This window comes from Streptomyces sp. NPDC029164, assembly GCF_055563995.1.
Genome location: NZ_JBVHWW010000011.1, coordinates 39,493 through 60,895, shown reverse-complemented (window position 1 = coordinate 60,895; position 21,403 = coordinate 39,493). Strand labels below are relative to the sequence as shown.

General features: G+C 66.9%; 33 protein-coding genes. All 33 read left to right on the top strand.

Features of this window, described 5'->3' with window-relative positions:
* The first annotated feature begins 75 nt into the window (after positions 1-75).
* The 33 genes from ACZ4VT_RS12945 to truA all read left to right on the top strand — a co-directional run bounded on the left by ACZ4VT_RS12945 (position 76) and on the right by truA (position 21,396).
* The gene (locus ACZ4VT_RS12945) at positions 76-2,682 is read left to right on the top strand and encodes a peptidoglycan recognition protein family protein (protein ID WP_467949022.1); all 2,607 of its coding nucleotides are present in this window, start codon (positions 76-78) and stop codon (positions 2,680-2,682) included.
* Between the two features lie 101 nt (positions 2,683-2,783).
* Positions 2,784-3,884, top strand: a complete 1,101-nt coding sequence (locus tag ACZ4VT_RS12940) for a hypothetical protein (protein WP_467949021.1) — start codon at positions 2,784-2,786, stop codon at positions 3,882-3,884.
* Between the two features lie 469 nt (positions 3,885-4,353).
* Entirely contained in the window at positions 4,354-4,662 is a 309-nt protein-coding gene (gene rpsJ, locus ACZ4VT_RS12935) for a 30S ribosomal protein S10 (protein ID WP_003948644.1), read from the top strand.
* Between the two features lie 14 nt (positions 4,663-4,676).
* Complete coding sequence (rplC, locus tag ACZ4VT_RS12930) at positions 4,677-5,321, top strand: 50S ribosomal protein L3 (protein ID WP_007265899.1); 645 nt, start codon at positions 4,677-4,679, stop codon at positions 5,319-5,321.
* A 4-nt stretch (positions 5,322-5,325) separates the two neighbouring features.
* The gene (gene rplD / locus ACZ4VT_RS12925; protein ID WP_030388861.1) at positions 5,326-5,976 is read left to right on the top strand and encodes a 50S ribosomal protein L4; all 651 of its coding nucleotides are present in this window, start codon (positions 5,326-5,328) and stop codon (positions 5,974-5,976) included.
* Positions 5,976-6,299, top strand: a complete 324-nt coding sequence (rplW, locus tag ACZ4VT_RS12920) for a 50S ribosomal protein L23 (protein ID WP_030154694.1) — start codon at positions 5,976-5,978, stop codon at positions 6,297-6,299. Before rplD ends, rplW begins: the two co-directional genes overlap by 1 nt.
* 39 nt (positions 6,300-6,338) lie before the next feature.
* Positions 6,339-7,175: a 50S ribosomal protein L2 gene (gene rplB, locus ACZ4VT_RS12915; protein WP_008739715.1), complete on the top strand. Its 837-nt coding sequence runs from the start codon at positions 6,339-6,341 to the stop codon at positions 7,173-7,175.
* 12 nt (positions 7,176-7,187) lie between these two features.
* Complete coding sequence (gene rpsS, locus ACZ4VT_RS12910) at positions 7,188-7,469, top strand: 30S ribosomal protein S19 (protein ID WP_008739713.1); 282 nt, start codon at positions 7,188-7,190, stop codon at positions 7,467-7,469.
* Positions 7,470-7,512: 43 nt separating this feature from the next.
* Positions 7,513-7,860 (top strand): 50S ribosomal protein L22, encoded by a 348-nt coding sequence (rplV, locus tag ACZ4VT_RS12905; protein WP_037792011.1) that lies wholly within the window; start codon positions 7,513-7,515, stop codon positions 7,858-7,860.
* Positions 7,860-8,702 (top strand): 30S ribosomal protein S3, encoded by an 843-nt coding sequence (gene rpsC / locus ACZ4VT_RS12900; RefSeq protein ID WP_030230639.1) that lies wholly within the window; start codon positions 7,860-7,862, stop codon positions 8,700-8,702. The genes rplV and rpsC overlap by 1 nt, the downstream gene beginning before the upstream one ends.
* Positions 8,703-8,707: 5 nt before the next feature.
* Positions 8,708-9,127 carry a 50S ribosomal protein L16 gene (gene rplP, locus ACZ4VT_RS12895; RefSeq protein ID WP_008739704.1) on the top strand — a complete coding sequence of 140 codons (420 nt, stop codon included), beginning with the start codon at positions 8,708-8,710 and terminating at the stop codon, positions 9,125-9,127.
* Complete coding sequence (rpmC, locus tag ACZ4VT_RS12890; protein ID WP_008739703.1) at positions 9,127-9,351, top strand: 50S ribosomal protein L29; 225 nt, start codon at positions 9,127-9,129, stop codon at positions 9,349-9,351. Before rplP ends, rpmC begins: the two co-directional genes overlap by 1 nt.
* Entirely contained in the window at positions 9,351-9,632 is a 282-nt protein-coding gene (gene rpsQ, locus ACZ4VT_RS12885; protein ID WP_030008467.1) for a 30S ribosomal protein S17, read from the top strand. Before rpmC ends, rpsQ begins: the two co-directional genes overlap by 1 nt.
* Positions 9,633-9,738: 106 nt before the next feature.
* Positions 9,739-10,107, top strand: coding sequence for a 50S ribosomal protein L14 (gene rplN, locus ACZ4VT_RS12880; RefSeq protein ID WP_008739701.1), 369 nt, complete (start codon positions 9,739-9,741; stop codon positions 10,105-10,107).
* Between the two features lie 2 nt (positions 10,108-10,109).
* The gene (gene rplX / locus ACZ4VT_RS12875) at positions 10,110-10,421 is read left to right on the top strand and encodes a 50S ribosomal protein L24 (RefSeq protein ID WP_030008468.1); all 312 of its coding nucleotides are present in this window, start codon (positions 10,110-10,112) and stop codon (positions 10,419-10,421) included.
* Positions 10,421-10,972 (top strand): 50S ribosomal protein L5, encoded by a 552-nt coding sequence (gene rplE, locus ACZ4VT_RS12870; RefSeq protein ID WP_030388859.1) that lies wholly within the window; start codon positions 10,421-10,423, stop codon positions 10,970-10,972. Before rplX ends, rplE begins: the two co-directional genes overlap by 1 nt.
* A gap of 5 nt (positions 10,973-10,977) precedes the next feature.
* The gene (locus ACZ4VT_RS12865; protein WP_003956452.1) at positions 10,978-11,163 is read left to right on the top strand and encodes a type Z 30S ribosomal protein S14; all 186 of its coding nucleotides are present in this window, start codon (positions 10,978-10,980) and stop codon (positions 11,161-11,163) included.
* 223 nt (positions 11,164-11,386) lie between these two features.
* Positions 11,387-11,785 carry a 30S ribosomal protein S8 gene (rpsH, locus tag ACZ4VT_RS12860; protein WP_007265911.1) on the top strand — a complete coding sequence of 133 codons (399 nt, stop codon included), beginning with the start codon at positions 11,387-11,389 and terminating at the stop codon, positions 11,783-11,785.
* A gap of 20 nt (positions 11,786-11,805) precedes the next feature.
* Complete coding sequence (gene rplF, locus ACZ4VT_RS12855; RefSeq protein WP_030008470.1) at positions 11,806-12,345, top strand: 50S ribosomal protein L6; 540 nt, start codon at positions 11,806-11,808, stop codon at positions 12,343-12,345.
* 2 nt (positions 12,346-12,347) lie between these two features.
* Positions 12,348-12,731 (top strand): 50S ribosomal protein L18, encoded by a 384-nt coding sequence (gene rplR / locus ACZ4VT_RS12850; RefSeq protein WP_030008471.1) that lies wholly within the window; start codon positions 12,348-12,350, stop codon positions 12,729-12,731.
* A gap of 45 nt (positions 12,732-12,776) precedes the next feature.
* Positions 12,777-13,382, top strand: coding sequence for a 30S ribosomal protein S5 (gene rpsE / locus ACZ4VT_RS12845; protein ID WP_030298218.1), 606 nt, complete (start codon positions 12,777-12,779; stop codon positions 13,380-13,382).
* Positions 13,382-13,564 (top strand): 50S ribosomal protein L30, encoded by a 183-nt coding sequence (rpmD, locus tag ACZ4VT_RS12840; protein ID WP_005313525.1) that lies wholly within the window; start codon positions 13,382-13,384, stop codon positions 13,562-13,564. The genes rpsE and rpmD overlap by 1 nt, the downstream gene beginning before the upstream one ends.
* Before the next feature lies 1 nt (position 13,565).
* Positions 13,566-14,021, top strand: coding sequence for a 50S ribosomal protein L15 (gene rplO / locus ACZ4VT_RS12835; RefSeq protein ID WP_008739693.1), 456 nt, complete (start codon positions 13,566-13,568; stop codon positions 14,019-14,021).
* 187 nt (positions 14,022-14,208) lie between these two features.
* Positions 14,209-15,522, top strand: a complete 1,314-nt coding sequence (secY, locus tag ACZ4VT_RS12830; protein ID WP_467949018.1) for a preprotein translocase subunit SecY — start codon at positions 14,209-14,211, stop codon at positions 15,520-15,522.
* A complete protein-coding gene (locus tag ACZ4VT_RS12825) occupies positions 15,522-16,169 on the top strand; it encodes an adenylate kinase (RefSeq protein WP_362806229.1) in 648 nt (215 codons plus the stop codon). The genes secY and ACZ4VT_RS12825 overlap by 1 nt, the downstream gene beginning before the upstream one ends.
* A gap of 92 nt (positions 16,170-16,261) precedes the next feature.
* Positions 16,262-17,113 (top strand): type I methionyl aminopeptidase, encoded by an 852-nt coding sequence (map, locus tag ACZ4VT_RS12820; protein WP_467949016.1) that lies wholly within the window; start codon positions 16,262-16,264, stop codon positions 17,111-17,113.
* A gap of 142 nt (positions 17,114-17,255) precedes the next feature.
* Entirely contained in the window at positions 17,256-17,477 is a 222-nt protein-coding gene (gene infA / locus ACZ4VT_RS12815; protein ID WP_003956442.1) for a translation initiation factor IF-1, read from the top strand.
* A 74-nt stretch (positions 17,478-17,551) separates the two neighbouring features.
* Positions 17,552-17,665: a 50S ribosomal protein L36 gene (rpmJ, locus tag ACZ4VT_RS12810; RefSeq protein WP_003956441.1), complete on the top strand. Its 114-nt coding sequence runs from the start codon at positions 17,552-17,554 to the stop codon at positions 17,663-17,665.
* A 201-nt stretch (positions 17,666-17,866) separates the two neighbouring features.
* Positions 17,867-18,247: a 30S ribosomal protein S13 gene (gene rpsM / locus ACZ4VT_RS12805; protein WP_030710357.1), complete on the top strand. Its 381-nt coding sequence runs from the start codon at positions 17,867-17,869 to the stop codon at positions 18,245-18,247.
* Positions 18,248-18,301: 54 nt separating this feature from the next.
* On the top strand, positions 18,302-18,706 hold the full coding sequence (rpsK, locus tag ACZ4VT_RS12800) for a 30S ribosomal protein S11 (RefSeq protein WP_003956432.1): 405 nt from the start codon (positions 18,302-18,304) through the stop codon (positions 18,704-18,706).
* Positions 18,707-18,856: 150 nt separating this feature from the next.
* Positions 18,857-19,879 carry a DNA-directed RNA polymerase subunit alpha gene (locus ACZ4VT_RS12795; protein WP_008739666.1) on the top strand — a complete coding sequence of 341 codons (1,023 nt, stop codon included), beginning with the start codon at positions 18,857-18,859 and terminating at the stop codon, positions 19,877-19,879.
* Between the two features lie 104 nt (positions 19,880-19,983).
* On the top strand, positions 19,984-20,445 hold the full coding sequence (gene rplQ / locus ACZ4VT_RS12790) for a 50S ribosomal protein L17 (protein ID WP_030154710.1): 462 nt from the start codon (positions 19,984-19,986) through the stop codon (positions 20,443-20,445).
* Between the two features lie 99 nt (positions 20,446-20,544).
* Positions 20,545-21,396 (top strand): tRNA pseudouridine(38-40) synthase TruA, encoded by an 852-nt coding sequence (gene truA, locus ACZ4VT_RS12785; RefSeq protein ID WP_467949014.1) that lies wholly within the window; start codon positions 20,545-20,547, stop codon positions 21,394-21,396.
* Positions 21,397-21,403: the final 7 nt, after the last annotated feature.

The following is a 21,403-nucleotide window of genomic DNA, read 5'->3' as shown; positions in this document are numbered from 1 at the left end:
AGTAGCATCCGGCCGGTCAGCCAGTAGTTCTGGATCACCACAGGGGCGGGGACGGACAACTTGAAACTAGGTCGTGTGCGCGGGACGGCTCTGGCCGCCGCGCTCGGGGTCGTGGCGGTACTCGGCATCCAGGGCATCGCCAGCGGCACGGGTGCCTCCGACGGGGGAGAGGTGTCGCCCTACAGCACCCGCGCCCGCGAGAAGGGCCCGGTCGAGGGCGAGCTGCACCGGCTCGCGCTGAAGCCCAAGGGCAGGGGCGAGGCCGTCCTCTCCCAGCAGGGCACCGAGCCCTTCGGGCTCCTCGGCGTCTCCTGGAGCGACCCCAAGGCCGAGGTCAAGGGCAAGATCGAGGCCCGCACCCGCGACGCCGACACCGGCAAGTGGTCGAAGTGGGTCGAGCTGGAGCAGGCCGAGTCCGGCCTCGACGGCAAGCGCCCCGGGCTGCGCGGAGCCACCGAGCCGGTCTGGGTCGGCCCGTCCGACGGAGCCGAGGTACGGGTGTCCGGCGGCGCCGAGCTGCCCGCCGGCATGGAACTGAACCTGGTGGACCCGGGCGCCGGCGGCGCGAAGGCCAAGAAGAAGGGCAACCTGGGCCTCGGTCCGGCTGCCTTCGCCCTCCCCGCGGACGATCCCGTGCCGACCCCGGCGACCCCGCCGACCACGCCGGGGCCGGAGTCGACCGCCCCGCGGCCGGACGTGGTCTCGCGCGTGCAGTGGGGCGCGGACGAGTCCCTGAACAACGAGGGCCCGATCTACCTCGCCGGAGCGAAGATCAAGGCGGTCTTCGTCCACCACACCGCCGCGACCGCGCCGTACGAGTGCTCCGAGTCCGCTGCCATCGTCCGGAGCATCCACAAGTACCACGTGGAGATCGAGAAGTGGCGCGACCTCGGCTACAACTTCCTCGTCGACAAGTGCGGCACGGTCTTCGAAGGCCGTCAGGGCGGTGTGGACCAGCCCGTCCAGGGCGCGCACACCTACGGCTGGAACTCCGAGTCGACGAGCGTCTCGATCCTCGGTGACTACACGAACGCGGGGGCCTCGCCCGCCGCGCTCGAAGCCGTCTCCAAGGTCGCCGCGTACAAGCTCGGCCAGTACGACGGCGACATCAACGGCACGACGACGCTGACCGCCGGCGTCACCCAGAAGAACTTCTTCGGCAAGAGCTACACCGAGAAGCAGAGTTACGAGTTCAAGTCGCTCTCGGGCCACCGGGACGGCTTCAACACCCAGTGCCCGGGCAACTCCCTCTACCCGCAGCTGGAGGCGCTCCGTCAGACGGGCCCCGCGGCCCAGCTGAAGCTCGCCGCGGTGAACGGGGCGCCGGCCGTGCCGGGTTCCACGTACCCCGGCGGCGCGGCCCTGACGGTCGACTGGACCACCAGCACGGCCAGTGGCGCGCTGAACAAGTTCGAGCTGCTGGTGGACGGTGAGGCCGCCGCCGTCACCGACGGCGCCGCCCGCAAGGCGACCGCGGTCGTGACCAACGGCAAGCACGAGGTCCGGGTCCGCGCGACCGCCGCGAACGGCAAGGTCTCCACGAGCCTCGCGGTCACCGTCGAAGCGGACGTCAAGGGCGCCAAGTTCGTCCCCCTCGCGCCGAAGCGGCTGATGGACACCCGTACCGGCCTGGGCGTCCGCTCCGGCCCCGTCGGTACCGCCGGCGTCGTCTCCCTGCCGGTGGCCGCCGCCACCGGTGGCACGCCCACCGCGGTGGTGCTGAACGTGACGGCGACCAACCCGACGCAGCCGAGCTTCGTGTCGGTGTATCCGAGCGGGACGACCCGCTCCAGCGCCTCGAACCTGAACTTCACCCCGGGCCAGACGATCCCCAACCTGGTGGTCGTGCCGGTCGTCAACGGGAGCGTCAGCTTCTACAACAACCAGGGCAACGTCGACCTGATCGCGGACGTCACCGGCTACTTCACCTCGGAGGGTGAGGGCGCCACGCAGACCAACTTCGGCCCGAAGCGGCTCATGGACACCCGTACCGGCCTCGGCGTCCCGGCCGGCCCCGTCGGCACCGCCGGCGTGGTCACCCTGCCCGTGGCGGGCGTCGACGGCATCCCGGCCACCGGCGTCAAGGCCGTGGTGCTGAACGTGACGGCGACCAACCCGACGCAGCCGAGCTTCGTGTCGGTGTACCCGAGCGGGACGACCCGCTCCAGCGCCTCGAACCTGAACTTCACCCCGGGCCAGACGATCCCCAACCTGGTGGTCGTCCCGGTGGTGGACGGGAAGGTCAGCTTCTACAACAACCAGGGCAACGTCGACCTGATCGCGGACATCACCGGCTATTTCTCGGACAGTGCCGAGGGCGCCGTGCACGCGAACTTCGGCCCGAAGCGGCTGATGGACACGCGTACGGGCCTCGGCGTCCGCCAGGGCAGGGTCACCGGGGGCGGCGTCGTCACGCTGCCCGTGGCGGGCGTCGGCGGCATCCCGGCCACCGGGATCAAGGCCGTGGTGCTGAACGTGACGGCGACGAACCCGACCGAGGCGAGCTACGTGTCGGTGTTCCCGAGCGGGACGACCCGCTCCAGCGCCTCGAACCTGAACGTCACGGCCGGTCTGACGATCCCCAACCTGGTGGTCGTCCCGGTGGTGGACGGCAAGGTCAGCTTCTACAACAACAGCGGTTCCGTGGATCTCATCGCGGACATCACGGGGTACTTCAGCTAGTGCCGTGAACGCGCCTTTTCGCAGGTGAGGGGCTCCGCCGCAAGGTGCGGGGCCCCTCGCGCATGTCGGGGCCGGGAACGGAAACAGGGGAGACAGGGGACATGGGGAAGAACGAGGACGACAGGACGGGCATCTCCGACGAGGAGCTGGCCCGGTTCATGGAGCAGGCCGCCCGGGGCGCGGGGAACGCCCCGACGGAACCCTCCGCACGGGCGCGGATGGTCACCGAGCGGCTGCGCGCCACACAGGGGCAGGAGCCGCCGGGCTGGCGGACCGGGCCCGTACGGCGGGAGCGCCGGCGCCCGGGGCGGCTGGGGGCGGCTCTGGCCGTCCTCGGCGTCGCCGGGCTCGCGCTGATCGCCGTACGGCCCGAGCTGGTGATCGACCGGATCACCGGCACGACCGAGGCCCGCGAGAAGGCCCGCAACGCCGCTCCGCTGCCCGGTGAGTCCGGACGTCCGACCGCGCCGCCACCGTCGATGGCGCCCGACCAGCCGACGCTGCAGGAACCTTTCCGCGGCTCCCCGGCCCTCCAGTGGGCCGACGGGGCCGCCGGCATCGAGGTCCCCGAGGCCACGGCCGTCGGCGGGATGTCCCAGCAGCAGGTCGCGGACGCGCTGGAGAAGACCAGGCAGTTCCTGATCGCGACCAATCTCGACCCGGCGACCCTGCGCGGGGAGCGGCCGGCCTCCGCCCTGGCGATCCTCGACCCCAAGCAGCCGGAGGTCCCGCAGCGGCTGGAGCAGTCCCTGACCCAGCCCACCGCGGAGAACACCCCGGCGCTGCTCTTCACCCGCTTCGACCCGGCGAAGGTCAAGCCGGTCGGTGACGTGGTCAAGGTGCGCGGGAGCATGCGCGCGGAGGCGGGGGATCCCGGGGAACTGCGCGTGGTGACGGACTACACCTTCGTCCACCCCATGACGAACGGCGGCACGAGCGTGCAGCGCACCATCGTGCGCCGGCAGATCACCCTGAGCCTGCTCGACCCGGCGCGCTGGGCGGCCACCCGGGGCAGGCTCCAGCTGAGCACGTACGTCTCGGAGTGGTCGAACGTCGCATGCGACACCACCGACGGGTTCCTGCACCCGGACTTCCCGCGGGAGGCCCCGGCCGGTCCGGCGCCCACCGGTCCCGCCGTGGACCCGTACGACCGCAGCAGGGACATCCAGGGCGAAGGGTGCGGGACGGTCACACGCTCCTGACCGGGGGAGAAGCCCCGCCGGGCGATGCGCGTGGTGCAGTTTGACCACTCAGCGTGGCGGGGTATTCTCTTCGGCCCGATTGGCCAGGTACGTGCCTCGTATGGCAGACTACTCAAGTTGCTCGGCTGAGTGCCGATGCTGCGCGCCTCCCGCCGGGAGGACCGGAAGCGAGTCCCACAGTACTCGTCGTCCTTAATCTGCCTCTCGGGGCAGCAATGGGGACGGACGTACGGGAATCTTCTGGGAAGCGTCAGCACGGTGCCCACCAGGCGCTCGGTGGGTGTTTCTCCCCCGAAACGCGGTCACAGGGACCGCACCCCCTTGGACGAGGGAATTTCCGTATGGGAATTTTCTGTAGAGGGAGTGCGACACGCCCGACCGCGTGGGTCGGCGAGAGGCCGTGGGATCCGTCCCACAGCCGACCGAGAGCCAGAGCGTTTCCACATACAGACAGGACTACGGAGTAGCCATGGCGGGACAGAAGATCCGCATCCGGCTCAAGGCCTACGACCACGAGGTCATCGATTCCTCGGCGAAGAAGATCGTCGAGACGGTGACGCGCACTGGTGCGTCGGTCGCGGGCCCGGTGCCGCTGCCCACTGAGAAGAACGTGTACTGCGTCATCAAGTCGCCGCACAAGTACAAGGACTCGCGCGAGCACTTCGAGATGCGCACGCACAAGCGCCTGATCGACATCCTCGACCCGACCCCCAAGACCGTTGACTCGCTGATGCGCCTGGACCTTCCGGCCGGCGTTGACATCGAGATCAAGCTCTGAGAGGCGTCGAGAAGATGGCAAAGCAGATCAAGGGCGTCCTGGGCGAGAAGCTCGGCATGACCCAGGTCTGGGACGAGAACAACCGTGTCGTCCCGGTGACCGTGGTCAAGGCCGGACCCTGCGTCGTTACCCAGGTCCGTACGAACGACATCGACGGCTACGAGTCGGTCCAGATCGCCTTCGGCGAGATCGACCCGCGCAAGGTGAACAAGCCCCTCAAGGGCCACTTCGCCAAGGCCGACGTGACCCCCCGCCGCCACCTGGTGGAGCTCCGCACCTCCGACGCCAGCGAGTACACGCTCGGCCAGGAGATCACTGCTGAGGTGTTCGAGTCCGGCGTCAAGGTTGACGTCACGGGCAACAGCAAGGGCAAGGGCTTCGCCGGTGTCATGAAGCGGCACAACTTCCGGGGCCTCGGCGCCGGTCACGGTGTGCAGCGCAAGCACCGCTCCCCCGGTTCGATCGGTGGCTGCGCCACCCCTGGGCGTGTCTTCAAGGGCATGCGCATGGCCGGTCGTATGGGTAACGAGCGCGTCACCACCCAGAACCTGACCATCCACGCGGTTGACGCGGAGAAGGGTCTGCTCCTCATCAAGGGTGCGGTCCCCGGTCCGAACGGCGGCCTCGTCCTGGTCCGTACCGCGGCCAAGGGGGCTTGAGGTAATGAGCACCATTGACATCCTTTCGCCGGCAGGCGACAAGGCCGGTACCGTCGAGCTCCCCGCGGAGATCTTCGACGCGAAGACCAGCGTTCCGCTGATCCACCAGGTCGTTGTCGCTCAGCTGGCCGCTGCCCGTCAGGGCACGCACAAGACCAAGCGTCGTGGCGAAGTCCGTGGTGGTGGCCGCAAGCCGTACCGCCAGAAGGGCACCGGCCGCGCGCGCCAGGGTTCGACCCGTGCGCCGCAGTTCGTCGGCGGTGGCGTGGTCCACGGCCCGCAGCCGCGTGACTACTCCCAGCGGACCCCCAAGAAGATGAAGGCCGCCGCCCTCCGCGGTGCCCTCTCGGACCGTGCGCGTCACTCCCGCATCCACGTCGTCACCGGCGTGGTCGAGGGTGCCGCCTCCACGAAGGCCGCCAAGACGCTGTTCGGCAAGATCTCGGAGCGCAAGAACCTGCTCCTGGTCGTCGACCGCGCCGAAGAGGCCGCGTGGCTGTCCGCCCGCAACCTGCCCCAGGTTCACATCCTGGAGCCGGGCCAGCTGAACACGTACGACGTGATCGTCTCTGACGACGTGGTCTTCACTCAGGCCGCTTTCGAGTCCTTCGTGTCTGGCCCCAAGGCCGATGAGACCGAAGGGAGCGACGCCTGATGTCTGAGGCGACCGTTACCAGCAAGACCTTCACTGACCCGCGCGACCTGCTGATCAAGCCGGTTGTCTCGGAGAAGAGCTACGCGCTGCTGGACGAGAACAAGTACACGTTCATCGTCGCGCCTGGCTCCAACAAGACCCAGATCAAGCAGGCCGTCGAGGCGGTCTTCGGGGTCAAGGTCACCGGGGTCAACACGATCAACCGTCAGGGTAAGCGCAAGCGCACCAAGACCGGTTTCGGCAAGCGCGCTGACACCAAGCGCGCCATCGTGACCCTCGCTGAGGGCGACCGAATCGACATCTTCGGCGGCCAGGCCTCCTAACGGAGGTCTAGTCGTCCGGAATCGGACGAGGACTGAGAAATGGGTATCCGCAAGTACAAGCCGACGACCCCGGGCCGTCGTGGCTCCAGCGTCGCCGACTTTGTCGAGATCACGCGGTCCACGCCGGAGAAGTCGCTGGTTCGCCCCCTGCACAGCAAGGGCGGCCGTAACAACACCGGTCGGATCACCGTTCGCCACCAGGGTGGTGGACACAAGCGCGCCTACCGCGTGATCGACTTCCGTCGTCACGACAAGGACGGCGTGCCGGCCAAGGTCGCGCACATCGAGTACGACCCCAACCGCACCGCGCGCATCGCGCTCCTGCACTACGCGGACGGCGAGAAGCGCTACATCATCGCGCCGAAGGCTCTGAAGCAGGGCGACCGGATTGAGAACGGCCCCACGGCCGACATCAAGCCCGGTAACAACCTCGCGCTCCGCAACATCCCGGTCGGTACCACGATCCACGCGATCGAGCTCCGTCCCGGTGGTGGCGCCAAGTTCGCCCGCTCCGCGGGTGCCTCCGTGCAGCTGCTGGCGAAGGAGGGCACGATGGCCCACCTTCGTATGCCTTCCGGTGAGATCCGCCTGGTCGACGCGCGCTGCCGCGCGACCGTCGGTGAGGTCGGCAACGCCGAGCAGTCGAACATCAACTGGGGCAAGGCCGGCCGCATGCGCTGGAAGGGCGTTCGCCCGTCCGTCCGCGGTGTCGCGATGAACCCGGTTGACCACCCGCACGGTGGTGGTGAGGGCAAGACCAGTGGTGGTCGCCACCCGGTCTCCCCGTGGGGTCAGAAGGAGGGTCGTACTCGCTCGCCGAAGAAGGCTTCGAGCAAGTACATCGTCCGCCGCCGCAAGACGAACAAGAAGCGCTAGGAGCGGGTTTAGATGCCGCGCAGTCTCAAGAAGGGGCCCTTCGTCGACGACCACCTCGTAAAGAAGGTGGACGTCCAGAACGAAGCCGGCACCAAGAACGTCATCAAGACCTGGTCCCGTCGCTCGATGATCATCCCCAGCATGCTGGGTCACACCATCGCGGTGCACAACGGCAAGACCCACGTCCCGGTGTTCGTCACCGAGTCGATGGTCGGCCACAAGCTCGGCGAGTTCTCGCCGACTCGCACCTTCCGCGGCCACGTCAAGGACGACCGGAAGTCGAAGCGCCGCTAAAGGCGGGGTGGTTACGACTATGACTTACACCGAAGGGACAACCATGGAAGCCAGGGCCCAGGCGCGGTACATCCGCGTCACGCCCATGAAGGCCCGCCGAGTGGTGGACCTTATCCGTGGCATGGATGCCACGGAGGCTCAGGCGGTCCTGCGTTTCGCCCCGCAGGCCGCGAGCGTGCCGGTTGGCAAGGTGCTGGACAGCGCCATTGCCAATGCCGCACACAACTACAACCACCCGGACGCCTCCACGCTGGTCATCAGCGAGGCGTTCGTGGACGAGGGCCCGACCCTGAAGCGGTTCCGTCCGCGTGCGCAGGGCCGTGCCTACCGGATCCGCAAGCGGACCAGCCACATCACCGTGGTCGTCAGCAGCAAGGAAGGTTCCCGGTAATGGGCCAGAAGGTAAACCCGCACGGGTTCCGGCTCGGCATCACCACCGACTTCAAGTCGCGTTGGTACGCCGACAAGCTGTACAAGGACTACGTCAAGGAAGACGTCGCCATCCGTCGGATGATGACGTCCGGCATGGAGCGCGCCGGCATCTCGAAGGTTGAGATCGAGCGCACCCGTGACCGCGTGCGTGTGGACATCCACACCGCTCGTCCGGGCATCGTCATCGGCCGCCGTGGCGCCGAGGCCGACCGCATCCGCGGTGACCTCGAGAAGCTCACGGGCAAGCAGGTCCAGCTGAACATCCTCGAGGTCAAGAACCCCGAGCTTGACGCTCAGCTGGTTGCCCAGGCCGTTGCCGAGCAGCTTTCCTCCCGCGTCTCCTTCCGTCGCGCCATGCGTAAGAGCATGCAGGGCACGATGAAGGCCGGCGCCAAGGGCATCAAGATCCAGTGTGGCGGCCGTCTCGGCGGCGCCGAGATGTCCCGCTCCGAGTTCTACCGCGAAGGCCGTGTGCCGCTGCACACCCTCCGCGCGAACGTGGACTACGGCTTCTTCGAGGCCAAGACCACCTTCGGCCGTATCGGTGTGAAGGTCTGGATCTACAAGGGCGACGTCAAGAACATCGCCGAGGTTCGCGCCGAGAACGCTGCGGCCCGTGCGGGTAACCGCCCGGCCCGTGGCGCGCAGGGCGCTGGCGACCGTCCCGCCGGCCGTGGTGGCCGTGGTGGCGAGCGCGGCGGCCGTGGTGGCCGCAAGCCGCAGCAGGCTGCTGGTGTCGAGGCCCCCAAGGCCGACGCTCCCGCCGCCGCTCCGGCCGAGAGCACCGGAACGGAGGCCTGACCGACATGCTGATCCCTCGTAGGGTCAAGCACCGCAAGCAGCACCACCCGAAGCGCAGCGGTATGGCCAAGGGCGGTACTGAGGTCACGTTCGGCGAGTACGGCATCCAGGCGCTGACCCCGGCGTACGTGACGAACCGCCAGATCGAGGCGGCTCGTATTGCGATGACCCGCCACATCAAGCGTGGCGGCAAGGTCTGGATCAACATCTACCCGGACCGCCCGCTGACGAAGAAGCCGGCCGAAACCCGCATGGGTTCCGGTAAGGGTTCTCCCGAGTGGTGGATCGCCAACGTGCACCCGGGCCGGGTCATGTTCGAGCTGTCCTACCCGAACGAGAAGATTGCTCGTGAGGCGCTCACCCGCGCTGCTCACAAGCTTCCGATGAAGTGCCGGATTGTTCGGCGCGAGGCAGGTGAGTCGTGATGGCGACGGGAACCAAGGCGTCCGAGCTGCGTGAGCTCGGCAACGAGGAGCTCGTTGGCAAGCTGCGCGAGGCCAAGGAGGAGCTGTTCAAGCTCCGCTTCCAGGCGGCCACGGGTCAGCTGGAGAACAACGGCCGGCTCAAGTCCGTCCGTAAGGACATCGCTCGCATCTACACCCTGATGCACGAGCGTGAGCTCGGTATCGAGACGGTGGAGAGCGCCTGATGAGCGAGAACAACGTGACTGAGAAGACCGAGCGCGGATTCCGCAAGACCCGTGAGGGTCTGGTCGTCAGCGACAAGATGGACAAGACCGTCGTCGTCGCCGTCGAGGACCGCGTCAAGCACGCCCTGTACGGCAAGGTCATCCGCCGTACGAACAAGCTCAAGGCGCACGACGAGCAGAACGCTGCCGGCGTCGGCGACCGCGTCCTCATCATGGAGACGCGTCCGCTGTCGGCGAGCAAGCGCTGGCGCATCGTCGAGATCCTCGAGAAGGCCAAGTAATTCGTCCGGGGGGTTTCCCCCGGATTCGTTCCGCCAGGCTCGGTGGGGGCGACGCTCTCCGGAGTGAAGCCCCCGCCGGGAACCGGCAGACAAACAGGAGATACACGTGATCCAGCAGGAGTCGCGACTGCGTATCGCCGACAACACTGGTGCCAAGGAAATCCTTTGCATCCGTGTTCTCGGTGGTTCCGGTCGCCGCTACGCGGGCATCGGTGACGTCATCGTCGCCACCGTCAAGGACGCGATCCCCGGTGGCAACGTGAAGAAGGGTGACGTCGTCAAGGCGGTCATCGTTCGCACCGTCAAGGAGCGTCGCCGCCAGGACGGCTCGTACATCCGCTTTGACGAGAACGCCGCCGTCATTCTGAAGAACGACGGCGACCCTCGCGGCACCCGTATCTTCGGCCCGGTGGGCCGTGAGCTGCGCGAGAAGAAGTTCATGAAGATCATCTCGCTCGCGCCGGAGGTGCTGTAAGCATGAAGATCAAGAAGGGCGACCTGGTTCAGGTCATCACCGGTAAGGACAAGGGCAAGCAGGGCAAGGTCATCGTCGCCTTCCCCGCCGACAACCGCGTCCTCGTCGAGGGTGTCAACCGGGTCAAGAAGCACACCAAGGCTGCGCAGAACCAGGCCGGTGGCATTGTGATCACCGAGGCCCCGGTCCACGTCAGCAACGTTCAGCTGGTTGTGGAGAAGGACGGCAAGAAGGTCGTCACCCGCGTCGGCTACCGCTTCGACGACGAGGGCAACAAGATCCGCGTTGCCAAGCGGACGGGTGAGGACATCTGATGGCTACCACTCCGCGTCTCAAGACGAAGTACCGCGAGGACATCGCGGGCAAGCTGCGTGAGGAGTTCTCCTACGAGAACGTCATGCAGATCCCCGGCCTCGTGAAGATCGTGGTCAACATGGGTGTGGGCGACGCCGCCCGCGACTCCAAGCTGATCGACGGCGCCATCAAGGACCTGACGACGATCACCGGCCAGAAGCCGGCCGTCACGAAGGCCCGGAAGTCCATCGCGCAGTTCAAGCTGCGCGAGGGTCAGCCGATCGGCTGCCACGTCACCCTCCGTGGTGACCGCATGTGGGAGTTCCTGGACCGTACGCTGTCGCTCGCGCTGCCGCGTATCCGTGACTTCCGTGGTCTGTCGCCGAAGCAGTTCGACGGCCGTGGCAACTACACCTTCGGTCTCACGGAGCAGGTCATGTTCCACGAGATCGACCAGGACAAGATCGACCGTACCCGGGGTATGGACATCACCGTGGTCACCACGGCGACCAACGACGACGAGGGCCGTGCCCTCCTTCGTCACCTCGGCTTCCCCTTCAAGGAGGCGTAAGCGAGATGGCGAAGAAGGCTCTCATCGCGAAGGCTGCCCGCAAGCCCAAGTTCGGTGTGCGTGCGTACACCCGCTGCCAGCGCTGCGGTCGCCCCCACTCCGTGTACCGCAAGTTCGGCCTGTGCCGCGTCTGCCTTCGTGAGATGGCTCACCGTGGCGAGCTGCCGGGCGTGACCAAGAGCTCCTGGTAAATCACCCTCGTCCGCAAGGACTTGGGCTGTACCAGGCACTCTCGGTAAGCATCTGGACGGTGGGTGCCCGGCCGCGCATGCCTTAGGCTTGTGTGGTTGGGCGTCCGCCGCCCATAACGACTTACTACGCCGTAGGTCCCCGCACCGCACCCGTCCCGCCACTGAGTGGGGAGAGGGATGGCGCATACAGGAAACCCCGGCGAGAGAGGCCGAAGGCCACTTCATGACCATGACTGACCCGATCGCAGACATGCTGACCCGTCTGCGTAACGCTAACTCGGCGTACCACGACACCGTCGTGATGCCGCACAGCAAGATCAAGTCGCACATCGCGGAGATCCTCAAGCAAGAGGGTTTCATCACCGGCTGGAAGGTCGAGGACGCCGAGGTCGGCAAGAACCTCGTCCTCGAGCTGAAGTTCGGGCCGAACCGTGAGCGCTCCATCGCGGGCATCAAGCGGATCTCGAAGCCCGGTCTGCGCGTGTACGCAAAGTCCACCAACCTGCCGAAGGTCCTCGGCGGCCTGGGCGTGGCGATCATCTCCACGTCCCACGGTCTCCTGACCGGCCAGCAGGCAGGCAAGAAGGGCGTAGGTGGGGAAGTCCTCGCCTACGTCTGGTAGTCGGGAACGGAGGAAAAGCAATGTCGCGAATCGGCAAGCTCCCCATCCAGGTTCCCGCCGGTGTGGACGTCACCATCGATGGCAGCACGGTCGCGGTGAAGGGCCCCAAGGGTTCCCTCTCCCACACCGTCAAGGCTCCCATCGCCGTTGTTAAGGGCGAGGACGGCGTTCTGAACGTCACCCGTCCGAACGACGAGCGTCAGAACAAGGCCCTGCACGGCCTGTCCCGCACGCTGGTGGCGAACATGATCACCGGTGTGACCACGGGATACGTCAAGGCTCTCGAGATCAGCGGTGTCGGTTACCGTGTCCTGGCGAAGGGCTCCAACCTGGAGTTCCAGCTGGGTTACAGCCACCCGATCCTGGTGGAGGCGCCCGAGGGCATCTCCTTCAAGGTCGAGTCGCCGACCAAGTTCACGGTCGAGGGCATCGACAAGCAGAAGGTCGGCGAGGTCGCCGCCAACATCCGCAAGCTGCGGAAGCCCGACCCGTACAAGGCCAAGGGTGTCAAGTACGCCGGCGAAGTCATCCGCCGCAAGGTCGGAAAGGCTGGTAAGTAGCCATGGCATACGGTGTGAAGATCGCCAAGGGTGACGCGTACAAGCGCGCTGCCAAGGCTCGCCGCCACATCCGCATCCGCAAGAACGTCTCGGGTACGGCGGAGCGTCCGCGCCTCGTCGTGACGCGTTCCAACCGCAACATCGTTGCTCAGGTCATCGACGACCTCCAGGGTCACACCCTGGCGTCCGCGTCGACCCTGGACGCTTCGATCCGCGGTGGCGAAGGCGACAAGAGCTCGCAGGCCCAGGCTGTCGGCGCGCTCGTCGCCGAGCGTGCCAAGGCTGCGGGTGTCGAGACCGTCGTGTTCGACCGCGGTGGCAACCGATACGCCGGGCGCATTGCCGCTCTGGCTGACGCCGCCCGCGAAGCCGGGCTGAAGTTCTAAGCCCCGGTTCCGGGACTCACGGACGTAACAGAGAGAGGTAATCCAATGGCTGGACCCCAGCGCCGCGGAAGCGGTGCCGGTGGCGGCGAGCGGCGGGACCGGAAGGGTCGCGACGGTGGCCCTGCCGCCGAGAAGACCGCTTACGTTGAGCGCGTTGTCGCGATCAACCGCGTCGCCAAGGTTGTCAAGGGTGGTCGCCGCTTCAGCTTCACCGCGCTGGTCGTGGTGGGCGACGGTGACGGCACTGTAGGTGTCGGTTACGGCAAGGCCAAGGAAGTTCCCGCGGCCATCGCCAAGGGTGTCGAGGAAGCGAAGAAGAACTTCTTCAAGGTTCCGCGCATCCAGGGCACCATCCCTCACCCGATCACGGGCGAGCGTGCCGCGGGCGTCGTGCTGCTGAAGCCGGCTTCCCCCGGTACCGGTGTTATCGCCGGTGGCCCGGTGCGCGCCGTTCTGGAGTGCGCCGGCGTTCACGACATCCTGTCGAAGTCGCTCGGTTCGTCGAACGCGATCAACATCGTGCACGCGACCGTGGCAGCGCTCAAGGGTCTGCAGCGTCCCGAGGAGATCGCGGCTCGCCGTGGTCTGCCCCTCGAGGACGTCGCCCCCGCGGCTCTGCTGCGTGCACGTGCCGGGGCGGGTGCTGCGTAATGGCTCGCCTCAAGATCACGCAGACGAAGTCGTACATCGGCAGCAAGCAGAACCACCGTGACACTCTGCGTTCGCTCGGGCTCAAGCGCCTGAACGACGTGGTCGTCAAGGAGGACCGCCCCGAGTTCCGCGGAATGGTGCACACCGTCCGCCACCTCGTGACGGTTGAGGAGGTTGACTAACATGGCTGAGAACAGCCCGCTGAAGGCCCACAACCTCCGTCCCGCCCCCGGCGCCAAGACCGCGAAGACCCGTGTCGGTCGTGGTGAGGCGTCGAAGGGTAAGACGGCCGGTCGTGGTACGAAGGGCCAGAAGGCCCGTTACCAGATCCCGCAGCGCTTCGAGGGCGGGCAGATGCCCCTCCACATGCGCCTGCCGAAGCTCAAGGGCTTCAAGAACCCGTTCCGCACCGAGTTCCAGGTGGTCAACCTGGACAAGCTCGGCGCTCTCTACCCCGAGGGTGGAGAAGTCACGGTGGCCGACCTGGTCGCCAAGGGCGCGGTTCGCAAGAACAGCCTCGTCAAGGTCCTGGGCCAGGGCGAGCTCTCCGTGGCGCTGCAGGTTTCGGTTGACGCCGTCTCCGCCTCCGCCAAGGAGAAGATCGCCGCTGCCGGTGGCACCGTCACCGAGCTCGTCTAAGACGATTCAAGTGGCTGAATAGCACGAAACCCGACCGGGGATGCCTCACATTTGGGGCATCCCCGGTTGGTCGTTCCACGGGAGGCACACTCGCCGGTAAGGTGGCGTGCACCTTTGCTTTGTCGTATACGTCGATCCCTCAGACCGTCACCTCTGACGCAGTAGCGCGGGGGTCGCAGGAGGCACCGTGCTCACCGCGTTCGCCCGGGCGTTCAAGACGCCCGACCTGCGCAAGAAGCTGCTCTTCACGCTCGGCATCATCGTGCTGTTCCGGCTCGGGTCCCACATCCCGGTACCCGGCGTGAGCTACAAGAACGTTCAGATCTGTGTTGAGCAGGCAGGCAGCAGCAATGGGCTGTTCGGCCTGGTCAACATGTTCAGCGGCGGTGCGCTGCTGCAGATCACGATCTTCGCGCTCGGCATCATGCCCTACATCACGGCGAGCATCATTCTGCAGCTGCTGACCGTGGTCATCCCGAAGCTGGAGACCCTCAAAAAAGAGGGCCAGTCCGGCACGGCGAAGATCACTCAGTACACGCGCTATCTGACGGTCGCGCTGGCGATCCTGCAGGGCACGGGCCTCGTCGCCACGGCCCGCACGGGTGCCCTGTTCCAGGGCTGCTCGGCCGCCCGCGATATCGTCCCCGACCGGTCGATCTTCACCACGGTCGTCATGGTGGTCACCATGACCGCCGGTACTTGCGTCGTCATGTGGCTCGGTGAGCTCATCACCGACCGCGGCATCGGCAACGGTATGTCGATCCTCATGTTCATCTCGATCGCCGCCGGCTTCATCGGAGCCCTCTGGCAGATCAAGCTCCAGGGCAAGATCGCGGACGGCTGGGTCGAGTTCGGCGTGGTCATGCTCGTCGGCCTCGCGATGGTCGGCCTGGTGGTCTTCGTCGAGCAGGCGCAGCGCCGGATCCCGGTCCAGTACGCGAAGCGCATGATCGGCCGCCGTGCCTACGGCGGTACCTCGACCTACATCCCGCTCAAGGTGAACCAGGCGGGCATCATCCCCGTCATCTTCGCCTCGTCGCTGCTCTACATCCCGGCACTGATCGTCCAGTTCAGCGGCTCGACCGCGGGCTGGGCCACCTGGATCCAGAAGCACTTCGTCAAGGGCGACCACCCGTACTACATCGCGACCTACTTCCTCCTGATCGTCTTCTTCGCGTTCTTCTACGTGGCGATCTCGTTCAACCCCGAGGAAGTTGCAGACAACATGAAGAAGTATGGTGGGTTCATCCCGGGTATTCGTGCCGGTCGACCCACCGCTGAGTACCTGAGCTACGTGCTCAACCGGATCACCTGGCCGGGGTCGCTGTACCTGGGTCTCATCGCTCTTGTGCCGACGATGGCGTTGGCCGGCTTCGGAGCGAACCAGAACTTCCCGTTCGGCGGGACGAGCATCCTGATCATCGTGGGTGTGGGTCTGGAAACCGTGAAGCAGATCGAGAGCCAGCTCCAGCAGCGTAATTACGAAGGGTTCCTCCGCTGATGCGAATCGTCCTCGTCGGACCGCCCGGTGCGGGCAAGGGAACGCAGGCCGCGTTCCTCGCCAAGAACCTGTCGATCCCGCACATCTCCACGGGCGACCTGTTCCGGGCCAACATCAGCCAGGGCACCGAGCTGGGCAAGCAGGCGAAGGCGTACATGGACGCCGGCGACCTGGTCCCCGACGAGGTGACCATCGGCATGGCGAAGGACCGGATGGAGCAGCCCGACGCCGTGGGCGGCTTCCTGCTCGACGGCTTCCCGCGCAACGTGTCGCAGGCGGAGGCCCTCGACGTGATGCTGAAGGCGGAGGGCATGAAGCTCGACGCCGTCCTCGACCTTGAGGTCGAGGAGGACGAGGTCGTCAAGCGGATCGCCGGTCGCCGGATCTGCCGCAACGACTCCTCGCACGTCTTCCACGTCGCGTACGCCCCGCCGAAGGCCGAGGGTGTCTGCGACACCTGCGGTGGCGAGCTGTACCAGCGCGGGGACGACTCCGAGGCCACGGTGCGCAACCGGCTGGAGGTCTACCACACGCAGACCGAGCCGATCATCGACTACTACAAGGGCCAGGGCCTGCTGGTGACCATCCCGGCCCTCGGTGAGGTCGCGGACGTCACCAAGCGCGCGATGGACGCCCTCCCCAAGTAGTACCCCCGTAGTGCAAGAACGGCCGCGGTGTCCCCAGGGCATCGCGGCCGTACTGTTGAGAAGACTCGTACCGAGGCTGGAAGGCGTTTTTCATGGTCCAGATCAAGACCCCCGAGCAGATCGCGAAGATGCGCGAGGCGGGGCTGGTCGTCGCCGCGATCCACGCGGCGACCCGTGAGGCGGCCGTTCCGGGCGCCACGACGCATGATCTGGACATGGTGGCCCGCAAGGTGATCGCGGACGCCGGCGCCAAGTCGAACTTCCTCGGCTACGGCGGCTTCCCCGCGACGATCTGCACCTCGGTGAACGAGGTCGTCGTCCACGGCATCCCGGACGACAAGACGGTCCTCAAGGACGGCGACATCATCTCGATCGACGCCGGCGCCATCATCGACGGCTGGCACGGCGACGCCGCGTACACCGCCTTCGTGGGCACCGGGCATGCTCCTGAGCTCCTGGAGCTCTCCCGGGTGACCGAGGAGTCCATGTGGGCCGGCATCGCCGCCATGAAGCTCGGCAACCGCCTCGTGGACATCTCCAAGGCGATCGAGACGTACATCAAGCGCCAGCCGCGTCCCGCCACCGGTGACCACAGCCTCGGCAAGTTCGGGATCATCGAGGACTACGGCGGCCACGGCATCGGGTCCGAGATGCACATGGACCCCCACCTGCTGAACTACGTCTCGCGCAAGCGGGGCAAGGGCATCAAGCTGGTCCCGGGCGTCTGCCTGGCGATCGAGCCGATGGTCTCCCTGGGCACCGCCCAGACGGAGGTACTGGCGGACGACTGGACGGTCATCACGACGGACGGCACCTGGTCCTCGCACTGGGAGCACTCCATCGCCCTGACGGAGGCCGGTCCGATCGTTCTGACCAGCCCGGACTGCGGCAAGGCGAAGCTGGCGGAGTACGGGGTCACCACGGCTCCGGACCCTCTGGCGTAATGATCTACACTCTGGGGCAAACTTTCCGGATTCGTCTTTCTGGGTGCCCTGACGTAGACTGACTCGTCGGCTCTCGTGCACTTCCATGCCTGCAAGCGTGGCGCACCGAGCCGATCAAGGTAGCCGATTCGAAGGGCGAAGCGTGGCCAAGAAGCAAGGTGCCATCGAAATCGAGGGCACCGTGATCGAGTCCCTCCCGAACGCGATGTTCAAGGTGGAACTGCAGAACGGTCACAAGGTCCTCGCGCACATCAGCGGCAAGATGCGCATGCACTACATCCGCATCCTCCCGGATGACCGGGTCGTCGTGGAGCTGTCTCCGTACGACCTGACGCGTGGCCGGATCGTCTACCGATACAAGTAGATCTTGTCCTCACTCCTGCCTGGGCGTCTTGTCCCGGTGCGGGTGGTGGCACTGACCCGGAGAACCTCACCAACATGAAGGTCAAGCCGAGCGTCAAGAAGATCTGCGACAAGTGCAAGGTGATCCGCCGTCACGGCCGGGTCATGGTCATCTGCGACAACCTGCGCCACAAGCAGCGCCAGGGCTGACGCACGCCGACCGACCTGCCTTAACGCAGTTCTTCGCGCGACGTAAGAAAACGTACATACGCAGAATCCGCCCAGCCCTGCAAGGGGCCGGCGGCACCTCCGGCGGGGGCCGGGGACCCGGACGTACCACCACCCATTCAGGTGTGGTCGGCGGTCGGGGCTGATTCTGCGGAAGACCCCCGAACACACAGGAGCCATTGAATGGCACGCGTTTCCGGTGTTGACATCCCGCGCGAAAAGCGTGTGGAGATCGCACTCACCTACGTCTTCGGTATCGGGCGCACCCGGTCCAAGGAGATCCTCGCCTCCACCGGCGTGAACCCGAACACCCGCGTTCGTGACCTGGCCGAAGAGGACCTGGTCAAGATCCGCGAGTACGTGGACGCCAACCTCCGCACCGAGGGTGACCTCCGCCGCGAGATCCAGGCCGACATCCGTCGCAAGGTCGAGATCCAGTGCTACCAGGGTATCCGCCACCGTCGCGGCCTCCCGGTGCACGGTCAGCGCACCAGCACGAACGCGCGTACCCGCAAGGGCCCGCGTCGCGCGATCGCCGGTAAGAAGAAGCCGGGCAAGAAGTAGTCCTGTTCAGCGGTCTTGCGCTGTAGGACCGACCACCTCCCGTAGGAGATTTAGATGCCCCCCAAGGGTCGTCAGGGCGCTGCCAAGAAGGTGCGCCGCAAGGAAAAGAAGAACGTCGCTCACGGGCACGCCCACATCAAGAGCACGTTCAACAACACCATCGTTTCGATCACCGACCCCTCGGGCAACGTGATCTCCTGGGCCTCCGCCGGCCACGTCGGCTTCAAGGGCTCGCGCAAGTCCACCCCCTTCGCCGCGCAGATGGCCGCCGAGTCGGCCGCCCGCCGCGCGCAGGAGCACGGCATGCGCAAGGTTGACGTCTTCGTGAAGGGTCCGGGCTCCGGCCGCGAGACCGCGATCCGCTCCCTCCAGGCCACCGGCCTTGAGGTCGGCTCGATCCAGGACGTCACCCCCACCCCGCACAACGGCTGCCGCCCGCCGAAGCGCCGCCGCGTCTGACGCAGCGGACGCACCTGTGCGTTCTTGAGTGTCCGGGCGGTACGACTCCTTCGGGGGCCGTGCCGCCCGTACCCTTGCAGTAGCCGTACCTCGGTACGGCATCCCGTCGGGCGTCAAATAGTGGGCGTCCACGAATGAAGGAACACAGACATGCTTATCGCTCAGCGTCCTTCGCTGACCGAAGAGGTCGTCGACGAGTACCGCTCGCGGTTCGTGATCGAGCCGCTGGAGCCGGGCTTCGGCTACACCCTCGGCAACTCCCTGCGCCGCACGCTCCTGTCCTCGATCCCGGGTGCCGCTGTCACCAGCATCCGCGTGGACGGCGTCCTGCACGAGTTCACCACCGTGCCGGGTGTGAAGGAAGACGTCACCGACATCATCCTGAACATCAAGCAGCTGGTCGTCTCCTCGGAGCACGACGAGCCGGTCGTGATGTACCTGCGCAAGCAGGGTCCCGGCCTGGTCACCGCCGCTGACATCGCGCCCCCGGCCGGTGTCGAGGTGCACAACCCGGACCTCGTCCTCGCCACGCTCAACGGCAAGGGCAAGCTGGAGATGGAGCTGACCGTCGAGCGCGGTCGCGGCTACGTCTCCGCCGTCCAGAACAAGCAGCTGGGCCAGGAGATCGGCCGCATCCCGATCGACTCCATCTACAGCCCGGTCCTCAAGGTCACCTACAAGGTCGAGGCGACCCGAGTCGAGCAGCGCACCGACTTCGACAAGCTGATCGTCGACGTCGAGACCAAGCAGGCCATGCGCCCGCGTGACGCCATGGCGTCCGCCGGCAAGACCCTGGTCGAGCTGTTCGGTCTGGCGCGCGAGCTCAACATCGACGCCGAGGGCATCGACATGGGCCCGTCCCCGACGGACGCCGCCCTGGCCGCCGACCTGGCGCTGCCGATCGAGGAGCTCGAGCTCACCGTTCGGTCGTACAACTGCCTCAAGCGCGAGGGCATCCACTCCGTGGGTGAGCTCGTCGCCCGCTCCGAGGCGGACCTGCTCGACATCCGCAACTTCGGTGCGAAGTCGATCGACGAGGTCAAGGCGAAGCTGGCCGGCATGGGCCTGGCCCTCAAGGACAGCCCGCCCGGATTCGACCCGACCGCCGCCGCCGACGCCTTCGGCGCCGACGACGACGCGGACGCCGGTTTCGTCGAGACCGAGCAGTACTGAGAAAGCTTGTGGGGGGCTCGCGCCCCCCGCACCCCCTCGTGCAACCGCTTGAGGGAACTGACACCGGTACCTGACACGGCCGGTGCAGATATGAAGGAGTAACAATGCCGCGTCCCGCAAAGGGTGCCCGCCTGGGCGGCTCCGCCGCGCACGAGAAGCACCTCCTCGCGAACCTCGCGAAGGCGCTCTTCGAGCACGGCCGCATCACCACCACCGAGGCCAAGGCCCGTCGCCTGCGTCCCTACGCCGAGCGTCTGGTCACCAAGGCGAAGAAGGGCGACATCCACAACCGTCGCCTGGTGCTGCAGACGATCACGGACAAGAGCATCGTGCACACGCTGTTCACCGAGATCGCCCCGCGCTACGAGAACCGCCCCGGTGGTTACACGCGCATCACCAAGATCGGCAACCGTCGTGGCGACAACGCCCCGATGGCCGTGATCGAGCTGGTCGAGGCCCTCACGGTCGCCCAGCAGGCCACTGGTGAGGCCGAGGCCGCCACCAAGCGCGCGGTCAAGGAGGCGGAGGCTGTCGAGACCCCCGCCGAGGAGACCAAGGAGGCCTGATCCCACGGGATCACGCTTGCTTGATCGGCTCTGAACGGGCCCGCCCCTTCCGGGGGCGGGCCCGTTCTGCATTGCGGTGACTCTGAGAGGATCTGTCACGTGAGTGACGAGGTGGAGCCCGGGCACGTCCGGGTGCGGCTGGACCTGAGCTACGACGGCAAGGACTTCTCCGGCTGGGCGAAGCAGCGTGTGCTGCGCACCGTCCAGGGCGAGCTGGAGTCGGCCCTGCAGACCGTGATGCGGCTGCCCGAGCGGGTCGAGCTGACCGTGGCCGGGCGTACCGACGCGGGCGTGCACGCCCGCGGGCAGGTCGCCCAGTTCGACCTCGCCGAGGAGGTGTGGGCCGAGCACCACGACAAGCTGCTGCGCCGCCTCGCGGGGCGGCTGCCGCACGACGTACGGGTGTGGAAGGTCGCCGAGGCCCCCGAGGGCTTCAACGCGCGCTTCTCGGCCATCTGGCGCCGCTACGCCTACCGCGTCGGCGACCACCAGGGCGGCGTCGACCCGCTGCGCCGCGGCCACGTGCTGTGGCACCAGTGGCCCCTCGACGTGGACGCCATGAACGAGGCCGCCACGGCGCTGCTCGGCGAGCACGACTTCGCCGCGTACTGCAAGAAGCGCGAGGGCGCCACCACCATCCGTACGCTCCAGCAGCTCAGCTGGGAGCGAGCCGAGGACGGCATCGTCACCGCGACCGTCCGCGCCGACGCCTTCTGCCACAACATGGTCCGCTCGCTGGTGGGCGCGCTGCTGCACGTAGGCGACGGACACCGGCCCACCGACTGGCCCGGCAAGGTGCTGGCCGCCGGCGTACGGGACTCCTCGGTGCACGTGGTCAAGCCCCACGGGCTGACCCTGGAGGAGGTCGGCTACCCGGCGGACGAGCTGCTGGCCGCCCGCAGCAGGGAAGCCCGCAACCTGCGCACCCTCCCCGGAGCCGGCTGCTGCTGAGCGCCCG

What these genes read in the sequence shown, in the direction of transcription:
- ACZ4VT_RS12940 (WP_467949021.1), top strand. Translation starts at nt 2,784, where the DNA reads ATGGGGAAGAACGAGGACGACAGGACGGGCATCTCCGACGAGGAGCTG.
- rpsJ (WP_003948644.1), top strand. Translation starts at nt 4,354, where the DNA reads ATGGCGGGACAGAAGATCCGCATCCGGCTCAAGGCCTACGACCACGAG.
- rplC (WP_007265899.1), top strand. Translation starts at nt 4,677, where the DNA reads ATGGCAAAGCAGATCAAGGGCGTCCTGGGCGAGAAGCTCGGCATGACC.
- rplD (WP_030388861.1), top strand. Translation starts at nt 5,326, where the DNA reads ATGAGCACCATTGACATCCTTTCGCCGGCAGGCGACAAGGCCGGTACC.
- rplW (WP_030154694.1), top strand. Translation starts at nt 5,976, where the DNA reads ATGTCTGAGGCGACCGTTACCAGCAAGACCTTCACTGACCCGCGCGAC.
- rplB (WP_008739715.1), top strand. Translation starts at nt 6,339, where the DNA reads ATGGGTATCCGCAAGTACAAGCCGACGACCCCGGGCCGTCGTGGCTCC.
- rpsS (WP_008739713.1), top strand. Translation starts at nt 7,188, where the DNA reads ATGCCGCGCAGTCTCAAGAAGGGGCCCTTCGTCGACGACCACCTCGTA.
- rplV (WP_037792011.1), top strand. Translation starts at nt 7,513, where the DNA reads ATGGAAGCCAGGGCCCAGGCGCGGTACATCCGCGTCACGCCCATGAAG.
- rpsC (WP_030230639.1), top strand. Translation starts at nt 7,860, where the DNA reads ATGGGCCAGAAGGTAAACCCGCACGGGTTCCGGCTCGGCATCACCACC.
- rplP (WP_008739704.1), top strand. Translation starts at nt 8,708, where the DNA reads ATGCTGATCCCTCGTAGGGTCAAGCACCGCAAGCAGCACCACCCGAAG.
- rpmC (WP_008739703.1), top strand. Translation starts at nt 9,127, where the DNA reads ATGGCGACGGGAACCAAGGCGTCCGAGCTGCGTGAGCTCGGCAACGAG.
- rpsQ (WP_030008467.1), top strand. Translation starts at nt 9,351, where the DNA reads ATGAGCGAGAACAACGTGACTGAGAAGACCGAGCGCGGATTCCGCAAG.
- rplX (WP_030008468.1), top strand. Translation starts at nt 10,110, where the DNA reads ATGAAGATCAAGAAGGGCGACCTGGTTCAGGTCATCACCGGTAAGGAC.
- rplE (WP_030388859.1), top strand. Translation starts at nt 10,421, where the DNA reads ATGGCTACCACTCCGCGTCTCAAGACGAAGTACCGCGAGGACATCGCG.
- ACZ4VT_RS12865 (WP_003956452.1), top strand. Translation starts at nt 10,978, where the DNA reads ATGGCGAAGAAGGCTCTCATCGCGAAGGCTGCCCGCAAGCCCAAGTTC.
- rpsH (WP_007265911.1), top strand. Translation starts at nt 11,387, where the DNA reads ATGACCATGACTGACCCGATCGCAGACATGCTGACCCGTCTGCGTAAC.
- rplF (WP_030008470.1), top strand. Translation starts at nt 11,806, where the DNA reads ATGTCGCGAATCGGCAAGCTCCCCATCCAGGTTCCCGCCGGTGTGGAC.
- rplR (WP_030008471.1), top strand. Translation starts at nt 12,348, where the DNA reads ATGGCATACGGTGTGAAGATCGCCAAGGGTGACGCGTACAAGCGCGCT.
- rpsE (WP_030298218.1), top strand. Translation starts at nt 12,777, where the DNA reads ATGGCTGGACCCCAGCGCCGCGGAAGCGGTGCCGGTGGCGGCGAGCGG.
- rpmD (WP_005313525.1), top strand. Translation starts at nt 13,382, where the DNA reads ATGGCTCGCCTCAAGATCACGCAGACGAAGTCGTACATCGGCAGCAAG.
- rplO (WP_008739693.1), top strand. Translation starts at nt 13,566, where the DNA reads ATGGCTGAGAACAGCCCGCTGAAGGCCCACAACCTCCGTCCCGCCCCC.
- ACZ4VT_RS12825 (WP_362806229.1), top strand. Translation starts at nt 15,522, where the DNA reads ATGCGAATCGTCCTCGTCGGACCGCCCGGTGCGGGCAAGGGAACGCAG.
- map (WP_467949016.1), top strand. Translation starts at nt 16,262, where the DNA reads ATGGTCCAGATCAAGACCCCCGAGCAGATCGCGAAGATGCGCGAGGCG.
- rpmJ (WP_003956441.1), top strand. Translation starts at nt 17,552, where the DNA reads ATGAAGGTCAAGCCGAGCGTCAAGAAGATCTGCGACAAGTGCAAGGTG.
- rpsM (WP_030710357.1), top strand. Translation starts at nt 17,867, where the DNA reads ATGGCACGCGTTTCCGGTGTTGACATCCCGCGCGAAAAGCGTGTGGAG.
- rpsK (WP_003956432.1), top strand. Translation starts at nt 18,302, where the DNA reads ATGCCCCCCAAGGGTCGTCAGGGCGCTGCCAAGAAGGTGCGCCGCAAG.
- ACZ4VT_RS12795 (WP_008739666.1), top strand. Translation starts at nt 18,857, where the DNA reads ATGCTTATCGCTCAGCGTCCTTCGCTGACCGAAGAGGTCGTCGACGAG.
- rplQ (WP_030154710.1), top strand. Translation starts at nt 19,984, where the DNA reads ATGCCGCGTCCCGCAAAGGGTGCCCGCCTGGGCGGCTCCGCCGCGCAC.